This is a genomic window from Nonomuraea sp. JJY05, from assembly GCF_043496855.1.
Lineage (GTDB): Bacteria > Actinomycetota > Actinomycetes > Streptosporangiales > Streptosporangiaceae > Nonomuraea.
Window position 1 is genome coordinate 119,188 of the sequence record NZ_JBIEIS010000007.1, and the last position, 16,941, is coordinate 136,128.

A 16,941-nucleotide genomic window follows, 5' to 3' on the forward strand; every position below is an offset into this window, starting at 1 on the left:
TTGGGTACCACAAGGGGCCTCTCATGGGCGTGACGACCGCCAGGCGGACGACCCGGCGCCCCCTGAGCGTCGCGGCCAAGCCCCACGAACTGACCTGGCGGGCCAAGCTCCGGCGGGACTGGCCGCTGCTCGTGATGAACCTCCCGATGCTGCTGCTCGTCCTCGCCTTCTGGTGGATCCCCGCCCTGGGCAACGTCATCGCGTTCCAGGACTACAACCCGTACACCGACGGGATCGCCGGGTCCCCGATCATCGGCTTCACCAACTTCGCGCTGCTCTTCCAGGACCCGCAGTTCCTGCGCGCCATCGCGAACACCCTGTCCATCACGGCCTTCCAGCTCGTCTTCTACTTCCCCGTGCCGATCATGCTGGCGCTGCTGCTCAACAGCATCGTCTCGGCCCGGCTGAGGGCGTTCGTGCAGGGCGTGGTCTACATGCCGTTCTTCTTCTCCTGGGTGCTGGTCATCGCCATCTTCCAGCAGATGTTCGGCGGGGCGGGGCTGCTGGCCCAGATCCTGCGGGAGCAGGGCCACCAGGGCGTCGACTGGATGACGAACTCGGACACGTTCATCCTGCTGATCACGTCCCAGACCGTCTGGAAGGACGCGGGCTGGGGGGCGATCATCTTCCTGGCCGCACTCAGCACCATCGACCCCAACCTGTACGAGGCCGCCGCCGTGGACGGGGCCCGCCGGTGGCGTCGCATGTGGCACATCACGCTGCCCGGGCTGCGCCCGGTGATCGTGCTCCTGCTGATCCTGCGGCTCGGGGACGCGCTGAACGTTGGATTCGAGCAGTTCATGCTGCAACGCAGCGCCGTCGGCAGCCAGGCGTCCGAGGTCTTCGACACGTTCGTGTACTGGTCGGGCCTGCGTACCGGGGACCTGGGCTACGGGGCGGCGGCCGGGCTGTTCAAGGGCCTGGTCGGGCTGCTGCTCATCGTGGCGGCCAACCGGGTCGCGCACACGTTCGGCGAGCGAGGGGTGTATTCGCGATCATGACCGTACTCACCTCCCGGAAGCCCTCCCGGCTCGCGCCGTGGGAGGAGCGCCCGTCGCCGGTGGGCCAGCTCGGCAAGGGCACGCTGATCACGCTGATCGTCGGGGCGATCCTCGGCCCCCTCTACACCATCGTCCTGACCAGCCTCAGCTCGGCCGCCACGGTCAACCGCGCGGGCGGGCTGGTGCTGGTGCCGGAAGGGATCACGTTCGAGGCGTACGAGCAGATCTTCTCCGACACGGTCGTCAGCAGGGCCGTCCTGGTCAGCACGGGTGTCACGGTGGTCGGGACGCTCATCAGCGCCGGCGTGAGCATCCTGGGCGCGTACTCGCTCTCGCGCCCGGGCTCATTCCTCCACCGCCCGCTGCTGTTCAGCGTGCTGCTGATGTTCGTCTTCTTCCCCGGCATCATCCCGGTCTACCTGATGGTCAGCGGCCTGGGCCTGAAGGACAGCTACTGGTCGCTGATCCTCCCGACGGCCGTCTCGGCGTTCAACGTGGTGGTGCTGCGCTCGTTCTTCATGAGCATCCCGGGAGAGGTCCTGGACAGCGCCCGCATCGACGGGGCGGGCGAGTTCCGCATCCTGTGGCGCATCGTGCTGCCCATGTCCAAGGCGGTCACGGCCGTGGTGGCGATGTTCTACGCGGTCGGCTACTGGAACTCCTGGTTCAACTCGATGCTCTACATCGACGACACCAGGAAGTGGCCGCTGGCGTTGATCCTGCGCCAGTACGTGGTGGACTCCAACCCACTGCCCAGCGCCACGGCGGGCGTGACCGGCGACGCCCCGCCGACGCTCGCCATCAAGATGGCCATCGTGGTCATCGCCGTGATCCCCGCCCTGATCATCTACCCCTTCGTCCAGCGCCACTTCACCAAGGGCGTGATCGTCGGCGCCATCAAGGGCTGAAAGGAAGACCTCGCCAGGGGGACAGAGCCGGTCGGGCGTCGCCGAACCCCTGTGGCACAGTTTCACTGTGGCGTTTGACGAGCTGCCGGACTGGCTACCGGCGTGGTGTCTGGACCATCTCGGGGACCGGCCCGCCGGCGTGCTGTTCCGGCAGCAATCGATGTCGACGGTGTTCGGTCTCCGGTTGGCCGGCGGTACGGACGTCGTGGTCAAGGCCCGCGACGACGACGGCCGGGCGGGGGCATGCGTTGCGGCGCAGGCCCGGCTGGCCGGGAACGGGTTCCCTTGTGCCCGCCCGCTCACGCCGGTCGTCGGCGTCGGTCCCCTGGCCGTGCACGCGGAGGAATTCCGCCCTGGAGGAGAGGTGTTGCGCGGGGACGCGCCGGACGTCGCTGTGCGCTACGCGGAGGTCTTCGCCCGGCTGATGACCGCGCTGGCCGACCTCGCCGTCACGCCGCCGCTGCCGAATCCGCGCTGGGTGCGGTGGGATCACCCGGATCCCGGGCTGTGGCCGTCGATCGAGTCGCTCGACGAGAAGGACCAGAGTCTCGTGCCCGCCTACGTCATGGATACCGCCGAGCGGGCCCGCCGGAGGATGCTGGCCGCCGACCTGCCCCGCGTGCTGGGCCACGCCGACTTCGAGGCGCACAACCTCCGGTGGCACGACCAGCGGGTGTGGACGGTGCACGACTGGGACAGCCTGGCCTGGCAACCGGAAGCCGCCCTGGTGGGAGCCGCGAGTGCGGTGTTCCCCAAGATGGGACCGGCCACCCTGCCGCCGATCGAGAGTACCGAGGCGTTCCTGGCCGCCTATCAGGACGCCCGGGCCCGCTCGTTCACCGCCGAGGAGCAGCAGGTCGCATGGGCGGCCAGCCTGTGGCCGGCGGCTCACGACCTCCGATGGGAAGCACTCCACGGCTACACCGCGGTGTCCGGCAAAGCACTCTGGGCACAAGCGGCCGAACGCCTCCGCCGGGCGGACGCCTGAAGACCGCCTGCGCCCGAACGGGTAGGTTCCCCTTAGATTCGTTCGACTTCGAGCACGAGCTTGCCGGTGGTGTGGCCGGACTCGATGCGGCGGTGTGCCTGTGCGGCCTGCTCCAGCCGTAGCGACTCGACCTGCACCCGGAGCTCCCTGCCGGCGGCCGCGGCCACCGCCCGGTGCAGCGCCCGGCCTGTCTGTGCGGGGAAAGCGGCGGAGAAGGCGGCCAGGTTGAACCCGGAGACCGTCTTGTTGGTGAACCACAGTTCGTTGGCCGAGATTCCGACGTCCTCGGCGCCGGAGGCGTTGCCCATCACCACCATCCGGCCCATCGGCGCGAGCAGGTCCAGGCTGCCGCGTCGTGCCGTACCGCCGACCATGTCCACCACGACGTCGAACCGCCCGGCCTCGGCCACCTGCTCGCGCAGGACGACCTCGTCGTAGCCGAACGCCCTGGCTGTCCCGATCTTGGCGGGGCTGCCCACGGTGCCCACCACGCGACCCGCGCCCAGCAACCGGGCGACCTGACCGAGCTGGCTGCCCACGCCCCCGGCGGCGGCGTGCACGAGCACGCTTTCCCCCGGTTCGATGCGGGCCACCCGGTCGAGCACGAGGAACGCGGTGGTGCTGTTGGAGGGCAGCGCCGCCGCGACGCCCAGCCCCAGCTCGTAGCCTTCCAGCGGGGCCACCAGGTCGGCGGAGGTGACCACCGCCTCCGCGTAGCCACCGCTGTCCACGATCGTCAGCGCGGCGACCGGCTGGCCCACGCGCAGCCCCTCGACGCCGGGACCGAGCGCCCGGATGCGGCCGGACACCTCGATGCCGGGCACGAAGGGCAGCGGTACGTCCACCACACCCTGCCGGTAGAGGATCTCGGCGAAGTTGGCGCCGGCGTAGGCCACGTCTATGGAGACCTGCCCCGGTCCGGGCTCGGGGAGCTCGACCTCGTCGAGGCGGAGGACGTCCGCGCTGCCGAATTCGGGAATCGTGATCGCCTTCATGCCGTCCATCGTGCTGGAACGGCATGGGGCGAAACAGTGTCAGCTCATCCTGGGTGTGCCACCACCAGGCTTTCCACCTTCGCCTTGGTGTCGGTGTCGGGATGCGGCGTGTGCAGCACCACGTTGAGGTCCGCACGATCCGGCAGCCGGAACAGCGAGTACTCGAAGACGAGGTCCCCCACTTCGGGGTGAGTGATCGCCTTGATCCCCTGGGAGCGGGAACGGACCTCCGGCCGGGCCCACAACTCGGCGAACTCCGCACTGGCGTCGCACAGCTCTGCGGCGATCTGCCCGAAGATCGGATCGTCGGGATAGCGGGCCGCGCCGGCACGGAAGTCGGCCACCATGTCCGGGGCGAACTCGTGCCACGCGGTGAACCTGCCGCGGTAGATCGCATGGGTGAAGAACGCCACCATGCAGTTGCGGACATCGCCGTCGAATCCGAACACCCACCTGGCCGCGTCGTTCATCGCCACCAGGTTGTAGTGCCGATCCAGCACGTGCGCCGGGTTGGGCATCCAGGCGTCCAGCACCGCGCGCAGCTGCCGGCTCACCGGCGCACCCGGCCGGCCCGCGGGGTCCGGCGGGTTCAGCCCGGCGAGCACGTACAGGTGCGCCCGCTCCGCCTCGTCGAGCTGCAGCGCGCGGGCGACCGCGTCCAGCACGGCATCGGAGACCTTGATGTCGCGACCCTGCTCCAGCCAGGTGTACCAGGACACCCCTACTCCGGCGAGCACCGCCACCTCTTCCCGGCGCAGTCCCGGGGTACGGCGGCGCCCGCCGGCGGGCATACCGGCGTCGGCGGGGGTGAGGGCCTCCCGCTTGCCACGCAGGAACTCTTTGAGCTGGTCGCGGCGGCCTTGACTGGCAGTCACAAACACACCATAAGCGACCAAATCGCGAGCCCCGTCACGCTCGTGCGCTCAGCCCTCGTACTCGACGACGGGCCGCACGTCCACGCTGCCGTAGCGGGCGGTGGGGATCTTCTCTGCCCATGAGGTGGCGGCGTTGATGTCCGCGACGTCGACGACGTACAGGCCGGCGGCGATGTCGCCGGACGTGGACGTGACCCCGTCGTCCACGACCGTGGCATCATCGCGCACGCTCACCGTCCGGCCGGCGCCGGCCTCGTGGAAGCCGGCCTCGTACACGAAGACGCCGGCGTCTCGCACTTCCTTGTCGTAGGCGAACCAGGCCGGCACCTCTGCGTCCGTCGGGCCCGTCGCGGCGGGGTCGTACCGGTAGACGAGGGCGAACTTGGGCATGGTCCAGCTCCTGTGCTCACTGAGGTGGGTAGGCGGTTGCCCTCACGCTATGAGAGATTCACCCGCCGGACTTGTACAGAAGCGACAAGGGCTCGTCCGGGTCCGGGTGCTGCAGTTCGGTCGCCGTACGGCCCATGAAACGGGTGAGTGAGCGGGAGAGGTGCGGCTGGTCGTAGTAGCCGAGCCGGTGCACCACCTCCAGCGGCGCGACGTCCTCGCCGAGGAGCATGGCCGCCTCCCTGGCGCGCTCGATCTGCCGGATCGCCCCCTGCGTCAGCCCGGTGGCGGCGACCACCCGGCGCTGCACCGAGCGGGTGCTCAGCGGCGGGGCGTCGTCGCCCGCGACGACCTCGGTCACCAGGGGGTCGCGCACCAGGATGCCGGCCCGCACGAGCCGGTTCACGAAAGTCTCGGCGTTGTCGAAGTCCGGCAGCTCCCACTTCTCCCCCTGCAGCACGAACGCGTCCGAGGTCACGTGCGGGGACAGCACGGCCGAGTCGACCAGGCGCTGGACCGGCAGGTGCGGCATGGACGAGCCGTGGGCGAAGATGATCCCGAACGCGGAGCCCTCCGGAGCCATGTCCACCGTGGTCGGCTTGGTCTCCGGCCCGCGGATCGCGACGTGCGCGCGCCCGCGGTGCTCCCAGACGACCAGCTCCCAGTTGGAGTTCGCGACCGAGTGCATCCGCTTGGCCGTGGTGACGCCCTCGCTGCGGTAGACCCGCTCGATGTAGGGCGAGTCCGACGACCGATCCTCGTTCTCCAGCACCACTGCATTCTCGCCAGATCACCGCAGAACACGCTACTCAGGCCGCTGGGAGGGGGTTCTGGCCGAGCAGGCGGTGGCCGTTCTCGGCGGAGGTCCGTACGGCGGCGAAGCCGTAGGCGGTCATCGCGGACTCGTACTCCGCCAGCGCCTGGGCGAGCGGCCGGCCGGCGGCGGCCGCGCCGAGGGCGGCGGCGAGCTCGCTCGCGTCCCGCAGGGCGGTGTTCGCGCCGATCCCGCCCGCGGGGCTCATCGCGTGGATGGCGTCCCCGAGCAGCGTGACGTTGGTGGCCGGCCAGGGCTCGATCGGCACGCTGGTACGCAGCACCAGGGCGAAGACCGTGGACGTGTCCCAGTGGTCGATGATCGCCCGGACCCGGGGGTGCCAGTCCTCGATCGCCCGCAGGGTCAGGGCGCGCAGTTCGGTCCCCGGCATGGCGCGCAGTTCGTCGTCGGGCGGCAGGAGTTCGTGGCGGGCGCCGAAGGAGCAGGTCATGTAGTCCTGGGTGGCGGCCAACCCGGCCTCGGGAGCGAGCCTGGCGGTGGCCTGCGGCACGGGCTCGGGGAACTCCACCGGGGCGACGCCGACGAAGCTGCCTTCAGGGCCGATGATCGGGGTGAACACGGCGAACATGTCGTCCAGGAACAGCTCGCGGGTCCGCGCCGTGAGCGGCACCTTGCCGTACAGCTGCCGCAGGCCCGTGTCCACTACGCGCGCGTGCGGCAGGTACTGCCTGCGCACCGGGGAGTTGACGCCGTCCGCCGCCACGAGCACGTCTCCGGTCGCGGTGGTGCCGTCGGCGAAGTACGCGGTGACCCGGCCGTCGGCGCCGGCCCGGTAGTGCGTGAACCGCTTGCCGAACCGGAGCGCGTCCGTCAGGCCCGAGAGCAGGATCCGCCGCAGCGTCAGCCGGTCGACCGCCAGGTGCACGCCGCCGTCGGACGGTTCCAGGAGCGTGAGCCGCTCCAGCCGGTGGTCGAAGACAGGCGTGCTGGTACGCGGCAGCCCGGCCGTGGCGCGGAACAACCGGTGCAGCCGTTCGGGCAGGTTCGCGGCCAGGGCCCGGTCGCCGTGCTCGTCGATGTGGATGCGGTAGCCCTGCTGCCGGGAGGTCAGGGAGTCGTCGCTCTCGTACACGGCGACGCCGACGCCTGCCTGCCGCAGCCCTTGCGCGAGGCACAGCCCGCCCAGCCCCGCACCGATGACGATCACGTGCATGTCCCGCTGTCCTCTCGTCCGATCTTCCCTAGCAGTGCGAGGGAGACTCTAACACTGCTAGGGAATGCCTTGCACTGCTAGATTGATGGACGGCAGACGGAGGAGTTCGCGCATGGCACGTCAAGAACCCGGTTTTCCCGGTGGCATCGAGGAGACCGAGCCGAGGCTGGACCGCGCCCAGATCGCCCAGGCGGCGCTCGACCTGCTGGACGAGCACGGCTTCGACGCGTTCAGCATGCGCAAGCTCGCCGTGGCGCTCGACATCAAGTCGCCGTCGCTCTACTGGCATGTGCGCAGCAAGGACGAGCTCTTCGACCTGCTGATCGACGTGGTCCTGGGCAAGTGCCGGCTGCCGGCCGACGGCGACCGCCCCTGGAGCGAGCGGCTCGCCGGCATCGGGCTCGAGCTCCGGCAGGTCCTCCTCGCCCACCCCGCGGCCACCCGCCTCCTGCCGGGCAGGGTGCCCTTCGGGCCGAACGGGCTGCGGCTGGCCGACCACATCCTCGGCATCCTGCGCCAGGCCGGGTTCGACGACCGGCTGGCCAGCTACGGCTACCTGCTGCTGCTGTTCTACGTCACCGGTTTCGCCGGCCAGGAGATCGCTTTCGGCAAGGGCCCCGACAACCCCACCCGCCTCGCCCAGATCACCGGTTTCCTGCGCGAGCTGCCCGCCGACCGCTACCCCCACGTGAGGGCCGTGGCCGACGAGCTCACCGGCACCCCCGGCCTCACCCGCCGCTTCGAGCTGGGCCTGGCCGGGATCCTCAACGAGCTGGACCGCGAACGTGGCGAATGACCACCGAACACGAAGACCTGGCCACCTCGGGCGGCCAGGTCGTCCTCATGAAACAGCAGGAGCGAAGCCCCTGCCGATCAAGCCTCGCTCAGCGGCGACGGCGGTTGGAACGGCTGCTACTGTCGCTGTTGATCTTCTTCTTCGGCCCGAGTGGATTCGGCCCAGGAGGCTCCATGACCACGGGCAAGATCCTCGCAGCGGACATGTAACGCGGGAAGATCATGGTTCGCTCCTTTCCAGAATACGTTTGGAGCGGTCGAAGGACTGGAGCGCACATCCCGACCAACTATTCGGACATACCCCTCATACAGCCACGTTACCCCGCAAATCATTCCTTGGCTCGGCCGCGTCCGATGCTCCGGCCTCGGGGGCCCTTGGGACGTTCAGCCCACTGCAATCCGATTGCATGGCCGGTTAAAAATACTCCCAAACGTCACTGCCGGCGGAGGAGGATACGACGGATGCGGTTCGCGGTGCTGGGGCCTGTGCGCCTCTGGCGAGGAGACGTCGAGCTGAACTCGGGTCCTCCGCAGCAACGCGCCCTGCTGGCCCTCCTGCTGGCGTACGCGGGACGGCCCGTGAGCCTGGACGAGCTGGTCGACGCCCTCTGGGGGCAGGACCCGCCGTCCAGCTCGGTCAACGTCGTCCACAGGTACGTGGGCAATCTGCGCCGGTTGCTGGAGCCTGGGCTGCCGCCCAGAGCGGAGGGCGGCTGGCTGCTGCGGGGCGCGGGCGGCTACCGTCTGAAGGCCGACGCCGGCACGCTCGACCTGCTGCGCTTCCGCCACCTGGCCGAACAGGCCCGCTCGGCCGCCCCGGCGCAGGCGGTGGAGCTGTACGCGGAGGCGCTGGCCGTATGGCAGGGGGAGGCGGCGGCGGGCATCCCGGCCGAGGTGCGGTCCCGGCCGGTGTTCGCCGCTCTGGAGCAGGAACGGATCACGGCCGCGCTGGCGGCGGCCGACGTGGCGCTGGAACACGGCGGGATGGTCGGGCTGCTGCCCGCGCTGCGGGCGGCGGCCACCCGGCATCCGCTGGACGAGCGGCTGCAGGCCAGGTTGGTGCTCGCCCTGGCCGGCACCGGCCGCCAGGCCGAGGCGCTGGACACCTGGCAGGCGGTCCGCGACGAGCTCGCCGAGGAGCTGGGCATCGAACCGGGGCCCGAGCTGCGCGCCGCCCAACAGCGCGTGCTGACCGAGACCGCCGGGCCCTTGAGGGAGACGACCGCCCTCGCCGTGTCGCCGGCGGGCGAGGTGACCAGGCTCGCGATGGCCCCGAAGGACGAGGCGCGTGCGGCGGGCGAGGCGGGCGCCGTGGTCCGGCCCGCGCAGCTGCCCGCCGATCTCGCCGTCTTCGCGGGCAGGCGGGCCGACCTGGTCAAGGCCCTCGCCGTGCTCGACGGTGACGCGCTGAGGACGGTCGTGATCAGCGCCATCGGCGGAATGGCGGGCGTCGGCAAGACGACGCTGGCGGTTCACTGGGCGCACCAGGTGGCCCACCGTTTCCCGGACGGCCAGCTGTACGTGAACCTGCGCGGCTTCGACCGCCTGGGCTCCGCCATGGACTCCACCGAGGCCCTGCGGAGCTTCCTGGAGGCGCTCGGCGTGCCGCCGCACCGGATCCCGGTCGCGGTGGACGCCCAGGTCGGGCTGTACCGGAGCCTGCTGGCCAGGCGCCGGGTGCTGATCGTGCTGGACAACGCCCGCGACGCCGAGCAGGTACGCCCGCTGCTGCCCAGCAGCCCCGGCTGCCTGGTGCTGATCACCAGCAGGGACCGGTTGCCGGGCCTGCTGGCGACGGAGGGGGCGCTTCCGATGACGCTGGACCTGTTCCCGGCCGAGGACGCCCGGGAGTCGCTGGCCAGGCGGCTCGGCGAGGAGCGAGTCGCGCGGGAGCCGGAGGCGGTGGACGAGATCGTCGAACGCTGCGGCGGCCTGCCGCTGGCCCTGGCCGTGGTGGCCGCCCGCGCCGCCGCCAACCCGGCCTTCCCGCTCGCCGCGATCGCCGCCGAGCTACGCGAGACGCACGGAACGCTGGACGCCTTCGCGGACGGCGATCCGGCCGTCGACGTGCGGGCGGTGTTCTCGTGGTCGTACCGGTCGCTCAGCGCGGCGGCGGCCCGCCTGTTCCGGCTGCTGGCGCTGCATCCGGGGGCTGATGTGAGCGCCGGGGCGGCCGCCGCTCTCGCGGGCGAGCCCGTACGGCGGGCGCTGAACGAGCTGACCAGGGCCAGCCTGCTCACCGAGCACGCTCCCGGCAGGTACGCCGCGCACGACCTGCTGCGCGCGTACGCCACCGAGCTCGTGGAGGGCTCCGAGGACGATCGGGACGCGGCCGTACGGCGGCTGCTCGACCACTACACGCAGCAGGCGCACGGGGCCTGCAGGAAGTTCGCCCCGTTCTGGGTACGCCCGGAGCTGGGCCTGCCCGTGCCGGAGTTCGACGACGACCGGCAGGCGCTGGCCTGGTTCACGGCTGAGCACTCCGTACTGATGTCCGTGGTGGAGCTGGCGGCCAAGGGCGGGTTCGACACGCACAGCTGGCAACTGGCCTGGGCGCTGGAGCGCTTCCTCGATCAGCAGGGCCACTGGCGCGACTGCGCCGCCGTACAGCGCCACGGACTCGCCGCCGCCCAGCGGCTGGGGCACAAGACCGCGCAGGCGCACCTGCATCGGGCGCTGGCCCGCGCCTCCGCGCGGCTCGGGGAGTATCACGTGGCCTGGCCCGGCCTCCGGCGCTCGCTGGAGCTGTACGAGGAGCTGGGTGACCTGGCAGGGCTGGCCACCGCCCACCGCAGCCACGCGTGGCTGCTCGACCGGGTCGGACGGTACGAGGAGTCGATCGCACAGGCCGAACGGGCGCTCGACCTGTACGCGATCACCGGCAACCCCGCCGGCGAGGCCAGCATGCTGCACGCGCTCGCCTGGACCCACATCAGGCTGGACCAGGACTGCCGGGCCGCCACGTACCTCCAGGACGCATTGATCAAGCTGAACGGCCTGAGCAACCGCTACGGCGACGCGGGGGTCTTGGACGGCCTCGGCTACGCCCTGCACCGGATGGGCGAGCACGACCGGGCCGTCGTGTACTACCGGCACGCCCTGGCCCTCTACCGGGACGTCGGCGACCGCTACAACGAGATCGGCACCCTACGCCACCTCGGCGACAGCCACCGCGCGGCCGGCGACCACGACGCGGCCCGGGACTCCTGGCAGCGCGCCCTGGACCTGGTCGACGAGGTCGTCGATCCGGCGACGGCCGACGAGATCCGCGACAAGCTCCTCCACCTCGACCTGCCCGACCTGGTGGCCGCCGAGCGCCGCGTCAGACGCTCCTGCCGCGGCGGCCCCTGACCACCTCGGCGATATTTTGCTACTTGTGGAGCGCCAGATCGAGCGTGACCTCCTGGAGGAGGCGCTGCAGGAACGAGGCGACTGCCGGCCCGATCCCGCAGCCGTTGCGGGATGAGGCGGCGGAGCTGTTCCGCAGTGCCAAGTCGGCGCCCGAACTCCAGGGGGACAACGAACGGCGCGCACGAAATGGAGGCGCAGGACCTCCATACGAAGAACGATCGCCGGAGTCTGATACAGCTCCCTGCTGAACGCCACGGCGTCAGAATGCCGAAGCCTCGAGCTGAGCCGGGGTGCGGTGACTACCGGCGTTCGCCGCGCTGGTGTGGCGTGCTTTCAGGCGGCGAGCTGACTCGAAGCAGGTGTCCGTCCGGATCGTGAAGACGCATCTCGTACATTCCCCACGGACGTACGGCCGGCGTCCGCGATGTCCACGCCCCGTGGGTTTGTGCCCGGTGCCGATGAACGTTAGTGGACATGCCCTTCTTCTGCTCGCGGGCCGGCTCGTCGCTGCGGGCGACAAGGCACGTGACCGACCGTTCGGCTGAAACGGCCCAGCGCCGGGAGAGCGCGAGAGGGCTGGGACGCCCTCTCGCCCGGGGGCTCGTGGCGAAGCTGCGAGCCCCCGATGGACACGTCCGAGCGCCAGCGAGGGCCGCTCGGGGCGGGCTCCAGCGGGCCCACCCGGTAACCGGGTAACGGGTGGGTGCTGGAGCGCAGCGAGCGGGGGTTTCGGTTTACGCCGGGGTGCAGGTGAGGGTGGTGGGTGGGGTGTTGGTGCCGGTGTAGGTGCCGGTGAAGCCGAACGACGTCGTCCCGTTGGGCGCCAGGGTGCCGTTGTAGCCGGCGTTGACGACGCTCACGTTGGCGCCGGTCTGGGTCGGGGTGCCGCTCCAGAGCTGGCTGATCTTCTGGTCTCCCGGCCAGGCCCAGGTCACCTTCCAGCCCGTGATCTGCGCCGCGCCCGTGTTCTTGACGGTGACCTCAGCCTGGAAGCCGCCCGACCACTCGTTCACTCCCTTGTACGTCGCCGCGCAGCCCGACCCCGTGGTGGGGGTGACCGTCGGGGTCACGGTGGGCGTAACAGTGGGGGTCACGGTGGGCGTGACAGTCGGGGTCACGGTCGGGGTGACGGTGGGTGTGACGGTCACCGGCGGGCCCGTGCGGTCGCCGTACAGGATGCCGCGGCCGTTGGTGCCGACGTAGACGCGCCCGTACACCCGGGGGTCGCCCGTCAGGGCCTCGCCCATGTTGCCCCACTGGTGCTTGTCGTCGTTGATGCGCGCCCAGTTCGCCCCGGCGTCGTCCGAGCGGTACAGGCCCGTGACGCCGCCGATCGTGGCCACCGCGAAGACCGCCATGTACGTGCCGCCGGGCGCAGCCTTACCGAAGCCGACGTTCACCGAGCTGGTGATGCCCGGCAGCTTCGTGAAGGACGCGCCGCTGTCGGTGGAGTGCCACAGGCCGCCGTCGCCGGCCAGCCACACGTCGCCCTCCTTGCCCGGCACGGCCTTGATCTTGCCGCTGGTGGGCAGGCCCGAGGCGGCGGTGGCGGTGAAGGTGGCGCCGCCGTTGGTGCTGACGTAGAGGCGGCCGCCGTTGAAGCCGTAGAACTTCGTCGCGTTGACGCGGTCCGACTCCACGATCGCCCCCGTGGGCAGGCCGGACGCCTGCTGCCAGGAGTTGCCGTACCCCACCGAGTAGACCGGCGTGACGCCCTTGGGCGCCCAGACGAAGCGGGAGCCGTCGGCGGCGGCCGCCACCGTGCCGCCCTCGTCGATGCCGCCCGGCTCCGTGCCCTGGAACCAGTTGGCGCCGCCGTCCGTGGAGAAGGCCACGTGGCTGTCGTTCGGGCGGTCGGAGTCCTTGAAGTTGCCCGCCCTGACCATGATCGACGGGGATTTCTCCGCGTAGTCCAGGCTGGTGGTCGAGGTGAAGATCGGGGCCGTGAACATCATCGACGGCACGGCGTCCAGGTTCGTGTGGCGGAAGCCGCCGATGTCGCCCAGGGCGCTGACCAGGGACGCGCCGCTCGGCGGGCTGATCAGGTCGAGGACGGCCGTCTCCTCCAGGCCCTTGGCCATGGGCTTGATGGTGAACTGGGTGCCCGAGTCCCACTTGGTCAGGTCCTCGGTGCCGTAGAGCGTGGCGCCGGTACCGTACATCATCCTGTTGGAGTCGAGCGGGTCGATCTCCAGGGACTCCGTCATCCAGCCGAGCTTGGGCGTGACCTCAGGGGGCTGCGGGTTGGTGCCGAAGGTCAGCCACGGATTCTCCGAGATGTCCTGCTTGTAGCGGAAGCTGCGGTTCGGGTACGAGGTCCAGTCCCACACGCGGGTCCAGGTCGCGCCGGAGTCCGTGGACCGGAAGAAGATCACGTCCGGCCACCAGGAGATCTGCGTCGCCACCATGATCGTGCCCGGCTTCTGCCGGTCGACGGTCAGGCCGCTGTAGCCGAAGTAGTCGTCGGAGCTGGACGACGGGATGGGGCTGATCTGGGTCCAGGTGCCGGTCGCGGTGGCGTAGCGCCACACGTCGCCCTTGGCGCCGTCGTACGGGCCGCCGGTGTCGCTCGTCGCGATGTAGAGGTAGCCGTTGGCGGTGTCCAGCACGCCCTTGTGGGCGAGGTAGCCGGTCGGCTGCCCGGCCACGCGTGACCAGGTGGCGCCCGCGTCGGTGGTGCGGTAGACGCTGTTCTCCTTGTCGGCGACGCCCACGTAGATGGTCTTGGTGGCGGTGCCCTTGGTGGACGAGCGCGGGTCGTAGGTCACCCAGACGACGCCCGGTTTGTGGCTCAGGTAGCCGGTGGAGTCGTTCGGGTCCTGGGCGTAGTTGCCCGGGTTCGGGAAGCTGGCCACCTTAGCCCAGGTGGCGCCGTAGTCGGTGCTGCGCCAGAGCCCGTTGCCGTTGGGGGTGCCGAGATAGAGGACGCTGTTGTTGTTCGGGTCCACCGACAGGGCCTCGCCCATGCCGCGGCCGGGCATGTTCCCGCCCAGTTTGAAGGGCAGCGGAGTGACCTGCCAGTTGTCGCCCTTGTCCGTCGAGCGCAGGATCGCGCCGTTGTTGGGGTCCCAGCTGTTGGTGTACATGCCGACGGCGGCGTACACCCGGTTGGTCTGCACGGGGTCGGTGGCGAGGCTGATCACGCCGTTGTAGCCCCACTTGTCCCAGCCGGCCCAGTCCAGCAACGGGGTCCAGGACCTGGTCGACTGGCTCCACCGGTACGCCCCGCCGATGTCGGTGCGGGCGTAGATGAGGTTCTTCTCCGTGGGGTTGAAGATGATGCCGGGCACGAAGCCGCCGCCGTCGATCCTGACGTTCTTGTACGCGTACGGATCCGAGGCGACGGCCGAGACCGGTGACATCCGCACGATCGCCGCCACGAGCAGGACGGCGGCGACCGTGAACATGACCAATAATCTTCTTCGCATGCGCGGCTCTCCCTTTCCAGGCACGCCGGACCGGCGCCCCAAAGGCTTCAGATGACCGCCATGCACGAGCAGAGTGCAGGGACCCTGACCGTCACCGCGCCTTCGCGCATGAGCTACTCAAGAAGGCTCACACACGGGCGCGCCGACGGTCAATAGTTTGGACGTGCAACGAATTAAGGAAGCAACCATGGACTTTCCTGAATTCCGGGTCGACGGGAAGGTCGCCCTGGTCACAGGGGCGGCCAGGGGCCTCGGGCGGGCCGTCTCGCTGGCTCTCGCCAACGCCGGGGCCGACGTCGCCATCGGCCTGCGGGACATCGGCGAGGACGGCGGGCTGACCGGCGAGATCACCGGGCTGGGACGCGCCGCGCTCCCCCTCCAGATGGACATGACGGCGCCCGGCCAGATCTCCCAGGCGGTGGAGGAGACGCTCGGCCGGTTCGGGCGGATCGACATCCTGGTCAACAACGCCGGCGTCGCCCCGGGCAACCCCGCCGAGGACGTCACAGAGGAGGACTTCGACCGGACGCTCGCGGTCAACCTGAAGGGCACCTTCCTGGCCAGTCAGGCCGTGGGCCGGGCCATGATCCGGCAGGGGCACGGCCGGATCGTGAACGTCGGCTCCCAGGCCGGCGAGGTCGCCCTGCCCGGCGAGTCCGTCTATTGCATGACGAAGGCGGCCATCGCCCACCTGACCCGCTGCCTGGCGGTCGAGTGGGGGCCGCACGGCATCACCGTCAACAACGTGGCCCCGACCTTCATCCGCACCCCGGGCACGGCCGAGGCCCTGTCGGACCCGGCGTTCGAGGCGGACGTGATCGAGCGGATCGCGGCGCTGCACCGCATCGGCGAGCCCATGGACGTGGCCGGCGCGGTGCTGTTCCTGGTCTCGCCCGCGGCCTCCCTGGTCACGGGGCACACACTGGTGGTCGACGGAGGGTGGACGGTCCGATGAGCAAGGAGTTCGAGGACGCCTTCGAGGGCGACCGGCTCGACGAGACGAAGTGGGTCCCCTCCTACTTGCCGCAGTGGACGACCCGCGAGGCCGCGGCGGCCCGCTACCGGCTGGGGGACGGCCGCCTGACGCTGCTGATCGAGGAGGACCAGCCGGCGTGGGCACCCGAACGGGAGGGCGGCCTGCGGGTGTCCTCACTGCAGACGGGCCTCTTCTCGGGGCCGGCCGGCAGCCGGATCGGGCAGCACGGCCGCGGCGCGGTGGTCCGGGAGGAGCAGCCCGAGGCCCGGCTCTACACCCCTCGATACGGCCGGATCGAGATGCGGGCGAAGGCGATCGACGACCCGAACTGCATGGTCGCCCTCTGGATGATCGGCTTCGAGGACACCCCCGAGCGCTCGGCCGAGATCTGCGTGGCCGAGATCTTCGGCCGCGACGTCAAGCCGGACGAGGCACGGATCGGCATGGGCCTGCACCCCTTCGGCGATCCCCGCATCACCGACGACTTCACGGTCGAGACCTTGCCGATCGACGCCCGGGAGTTCCACGTGTACGCCGCCGACTGGACCCCCGACCACGTCTCCTTCCACGTGGACGGCGTGCACGTCAGGACCGTGAACCAGTCGCCGGACTACCCGATGCAGCTCATGCTCGGCATCTACGAGTTCCAGCCGGGCGGCACGTACCCCAAGGAGTTCACAGTCGACTACGTTCGCGGGTCCTCGTAGCCGCGGCCCACAGCGCGATCGCGATGTAGAGGACCTGCTCGGGGATCCGCTCCCAGAGCGGGGTCACGTCCTGGCCGGCGAGGGCGGCGTACACGTTCGCCGGCAGCAGGGCCACGAAGAGCAGCGCCAGGCAGATCCCGGCGGCCCTGCGGGTCCCTTCGAGCACCAGCCCGGCCGCGCCGGCCAGCTCCAGCACGCCGGTCAGATAGACCACCAGGGCCGGAAACGGCACGAACGGCGGCACCATGGCCGCCAGGTCGGCGTGGTTGGGCATGAAGGTCACGCCCGCAGGGACGAAGTGCGCGCTGGCCGTCATCACCAGCATGACCGCCAGCCCATGAGCGGCGCTGACGCGCCAGGTGACGAACCTGGCCACGCCCAGGGCGCCCAGCAGCCGGAACACCAGTGTGGCGACCAGCAGAACGATCACTGTCATCACAGCCCCCAATTGGATAGTTCAGTTATCTAGAAGAGATAGATAGCACAACTATCCAATGGAAGGCAAGTGGGGTTCCGTGGCGGCCATGACCATGCTCATGGCC

14 protein-coding genes are annotated in these 16,941 nt (G+C 70.3%); 7 read left to right on the top strand and 7 right to left on the bottom strand.

Annotation, left to right across the window (positions count from 1 at the left end):
• The first annotated feature begins 23 nt into the window (after positions 1-23).
• The 3 genes from ACFKCF_RS12020 to ACFKCF_RS12030 all read left to right on the top strand — a co-directional run bounded on the left by ACFKCF_RS12020 (position 24) and on the right by ACFKCF_RS12030 (position 2,897).
• Positions 24-1,001 carry an ABC transporter permease gene (locus ACFKCF_RS12020; protein WP_394493075.1) on the top strand — a complete coding sequence of 326 codons (978 nt, stop codon included), beginning with the start codon at positions 24-26 and terminating at the stop codon, positions 999-1,001.
• The gene (locus tag ACFKCF_RS12025) at positions 998-1,909 is read left to right on the top strand and encodes a carbohydrate ABC transporter permease (RefSeq protein ID WP_394493076.1); all 912 of its coding nucleotides are present in this window, start codon (positions 998-1,000) and stop codon (positions 1,907-1,909) included. Before ACFKCF_RS12020 ends, ACFKCF_RS12025 begins: the two co-directional genes overlap by 4 nt.
• A 67-nt stretch (positions 1,910-1,976) precedes the next feature.
• A complete protein-coding gene (locus ACFKCF_RS12030) occupies positions 1,977-2,897 on the top strand; it encodes a phosphotransferase (protein ID WP_394493077.1) in 921 nt (306 codons plus the stop codon).
• 32 nt (positions 2,898-2,929) lie between these two features.
• Here ACFKCF_RS12030 and ACFKCF_RS12035 read toward each other — a convergent pair whose 3' ends face one another.
• The 5 genes from ACFKCF_RS12035 to ACFKCF_RS12055 are packed head-to-tail and all read right to left on the bottom strand — an operon-like array spanning position 2,930 to position 7,142.
• Positions 2,930-3,892: a zinc-binding alcohol dehydrogenase family protein gene (locus tag ACFKCF_RS12035; RefSeq protein ID WP_394493078.1), complete on the bottom strand. Its 963-nt coding sequence runs from the start codon at positions 3,890-3,892 to the stop codon at positions 2,930-2,932.
• Between the two features lie 44 nt (positions 3,893-3,936).
• Positions 3,937-4,767 (bottom strand): helix-turn-helix transcriptional regulator, encoded by an 831-nt coding sequence (locus tag ACFKCF_RS12040; RefSeq protein WP_394493079.1) that lies wholly within the window; start codon positions 4,765-4,767, stop codon positions 3,937-3,939.
• 48 nt (positions 4,768-4,815) lie between these two features.
• Complete coding sequence (locus tag ACFKCF_RS12045; RefSeq protein WP_394493080.1) at positions 4,816-5,157, bottom strand: YciI family protein; 342 nt, start codon at positions 5,155-5,157, stop codon at positions 4,816-4,818.
• A gap of 58 nt (positions 5,158-5,215) precedes the next feature.
• The gene (locus tag ACFKCF_RS12050) at positions 5,216-5,926 is read right to left on the bottom strand and encodes a helix-turn-helix domain-containing protein (protein WP_394493081.1); all 711 of its coding nucleotides are present in this window, start codon (positions 5,924-5,926) and stop codon (positions 5,216-5,218) included.
• Between the two features lie 37 nt (positions 5,927-5,963).
• The gene (locus tag ACFKCF_RS12055) at positions 5,964-7,142 is read right to left on the bottom strand and encodes an FAD-dependent oxidoreductase (protein ID WP_394493082.1); all 1,179 of its coding nucleotides are present in this window, start codon (positions 7,140-7,142) and stop codon (positions 5,964-5,966) included.
• Between the two features lie 112 nt (positions 7,143-7,254).
• On the opposite strand from ACFKCF_RS12055, the gene ACFKCF_RS12060 reads away from it, so the two are divergent.
• Both ACFKCF_RS12060 and ACFKCF_RS12065 read left to right on the top strand, forming a co-directional pair.
• Positions 7,255-7,938, top strand: coding sequence for a TetR/AcrR family transcriptional regulator (locus ACFKCF_RS12060; protein WP_394493083.1), 684 nt, complete (start codon positions 7,255-7,257; stop codon positions 7,936-7,938).
• Between the two features lie 461 nt (positions 7,939-8,399).
• Complete coding sequence (locus tag ACFKCF_RS12065) at positions 8,400-11,288, top strand: BTAD domain-containing putative transcriptional regulator (protein ID WP_394493084.1); 2,889 nt, start codon at positions 8,400-8,402, stop codon at positions 11,286-11,288.
• Between the two features lie 734 nt (positions 11,289-12,022).
• Here the strand turns inward: ACFKCF_RS12065 and ACFKCF_RS12070 are convergent.
• Positions 12,023-14,716, bottom strand: a complete 2,694-nt coding sequence (locus ACFKCF_RS12070; protein WP_394493085.1) for a cellulose binding domain-containing protein — start codon at positions 14,714-14,716, stop codon at positions 12,023-12,025.
• 187 nt (positions 14,717-14,903) lie between these two features.
• On the opposite strand from ACFKCF_RS12070, the gene ACFKCF_RS12075 reads away from it, so the two are divergent.
• Both ACFKCF_RS12075 and ACFKCF_RS12080 read left to right on the top strand, forming a co-directional pair.
• On the top strand, positions 14,904-15,671 hold the full coding sequence (locus ACFKCF_RS12075; RefSeq protein WP_394493086.1) for an SDR family NAD(P)-dependent oxidoreductase: 768 nt from the start codon (positions 14,904-14,906) through the stop codon (positions 15,669-15,671).
• The gene (locus ACFKCF_RS12080) at positions 15,668-16,399 is read left to right on the top strand and encodes a glycoside hydrolase family 16 protein (RefSeq protein ID WP_394493087.1); all 732 of its coding nucleotides are present in this window, start codon (positions 15,668-15,670) and stop codon (positions 16,397-16,399) included. The genes ACFKCF_RS12075 and ACFKCF_RS12080 overlap by 4 nt, the downstream gene beginning before the upstream one ends.
• Here ACFKCF_RS12080 and ACFKCF_RS12085 read toward each other — a convergent pair.
• Positions 16,368-16,835: a hypothetical protein gene (locus ACFKCF_RS12085; protein ID WP_394493088.1), complete on the bottom strand. Its 468-nt coding sequence runs from the start codon at positions 16,833-16,835 to the stop codon at positions 16,368-16,370. The two genes, ACFKCF_RS12080 and ACFKCF_RS12085, sit on opposite strands and share 32 nt — an antisense overlap.
• Positions 16,836-16,941: the final 106 nt, after the last annotated feature.

Excerpts from the sequence above, each read along its gene's own strand:
- ACFKCF_RS12020 (WP_394493075.1), top strand. The coding sequence starts at position 24 with ATGGGCGTGACGACCGCCAGGCGGACGACCCGGCGCCCCCTGAGCGTC.
- ACFKCF_RS12025 (WP_394493076.1), top strand. The coding sequence starts at position 998 with ATGACCGTACTCACCTCCCGGAAGCCCTCCCGGCTCGCGCCGTGGGAG.
- ACFKCF_RS12035 (WP_394493078.1), bottom strand. The coding sequence starts at position 3,892 with ATGAAGGCGATCACGATTCCCGAATTCGGCAGCGCGGACGTCCTCCGC.
- ACFKCF_RS12045 (WP_394493080.1), bottom strand. The coding sequence starts at position 5,157 with ATGCCCAAGTTCGCCCTCGTCTACCGGTACGACCCCGCCGCGACGGGC.
- ACFKCF_RS12055 (WP_394493082.1), bottom strand. The coding sequence starts at position 7,142 with ATGCACGTGATCGTCATCGGTGCGGGGCTGGGCGGGCTGTGCCTCGCG.
- ACFKCF_RS12060 (WP_394493083.1), top strand. The coding sequence starts at position 7,255 with ATGGCACGTCAAGAACCCGGTTTTCCCGGTGGCATCGAGGAGACCGAG.
- ACFKCF_RS12065 (WP_394493084.1), top strand. The coding sequence starts at position 8,400 with ATGCGGTTCGCGGTGCTGGGGCCTGTGCGCCTCTGGCGAGGAGACGTC.
- ACFKCF_RS12070 (WP_394493085.1), bottom strand. The coding sequence starts at position 14,716 with ATGCGAAGAAGATTATTGGTCATGTTCACGGTCGCCGCCGTCCTGCTC.
- ACFKCF_RS12075 (WP_394493086.1), top strand. The coding sequence starts at position 14,904 with ATGGACTTTCCTGAATTCCGGGTCGACGGGAAGGTCGCCCTGGTCACA.
- ACFKCF_RS12080 (WP_394493087.1), top strand. The coding sequence starts at position 15,668 with ATGAGCAAGGAGTTCGAGGACGCCTTCGAGGGCGACCGGCTCGACGAG.
- ACFKCF_RS12085 (WP_394493088.1), bottom strand. The coding sequence starts at position 16,835 with ATGACAGTGATCGTTCTGCTGGTCGCCACACTGGTGTTCCGGCTGCTG.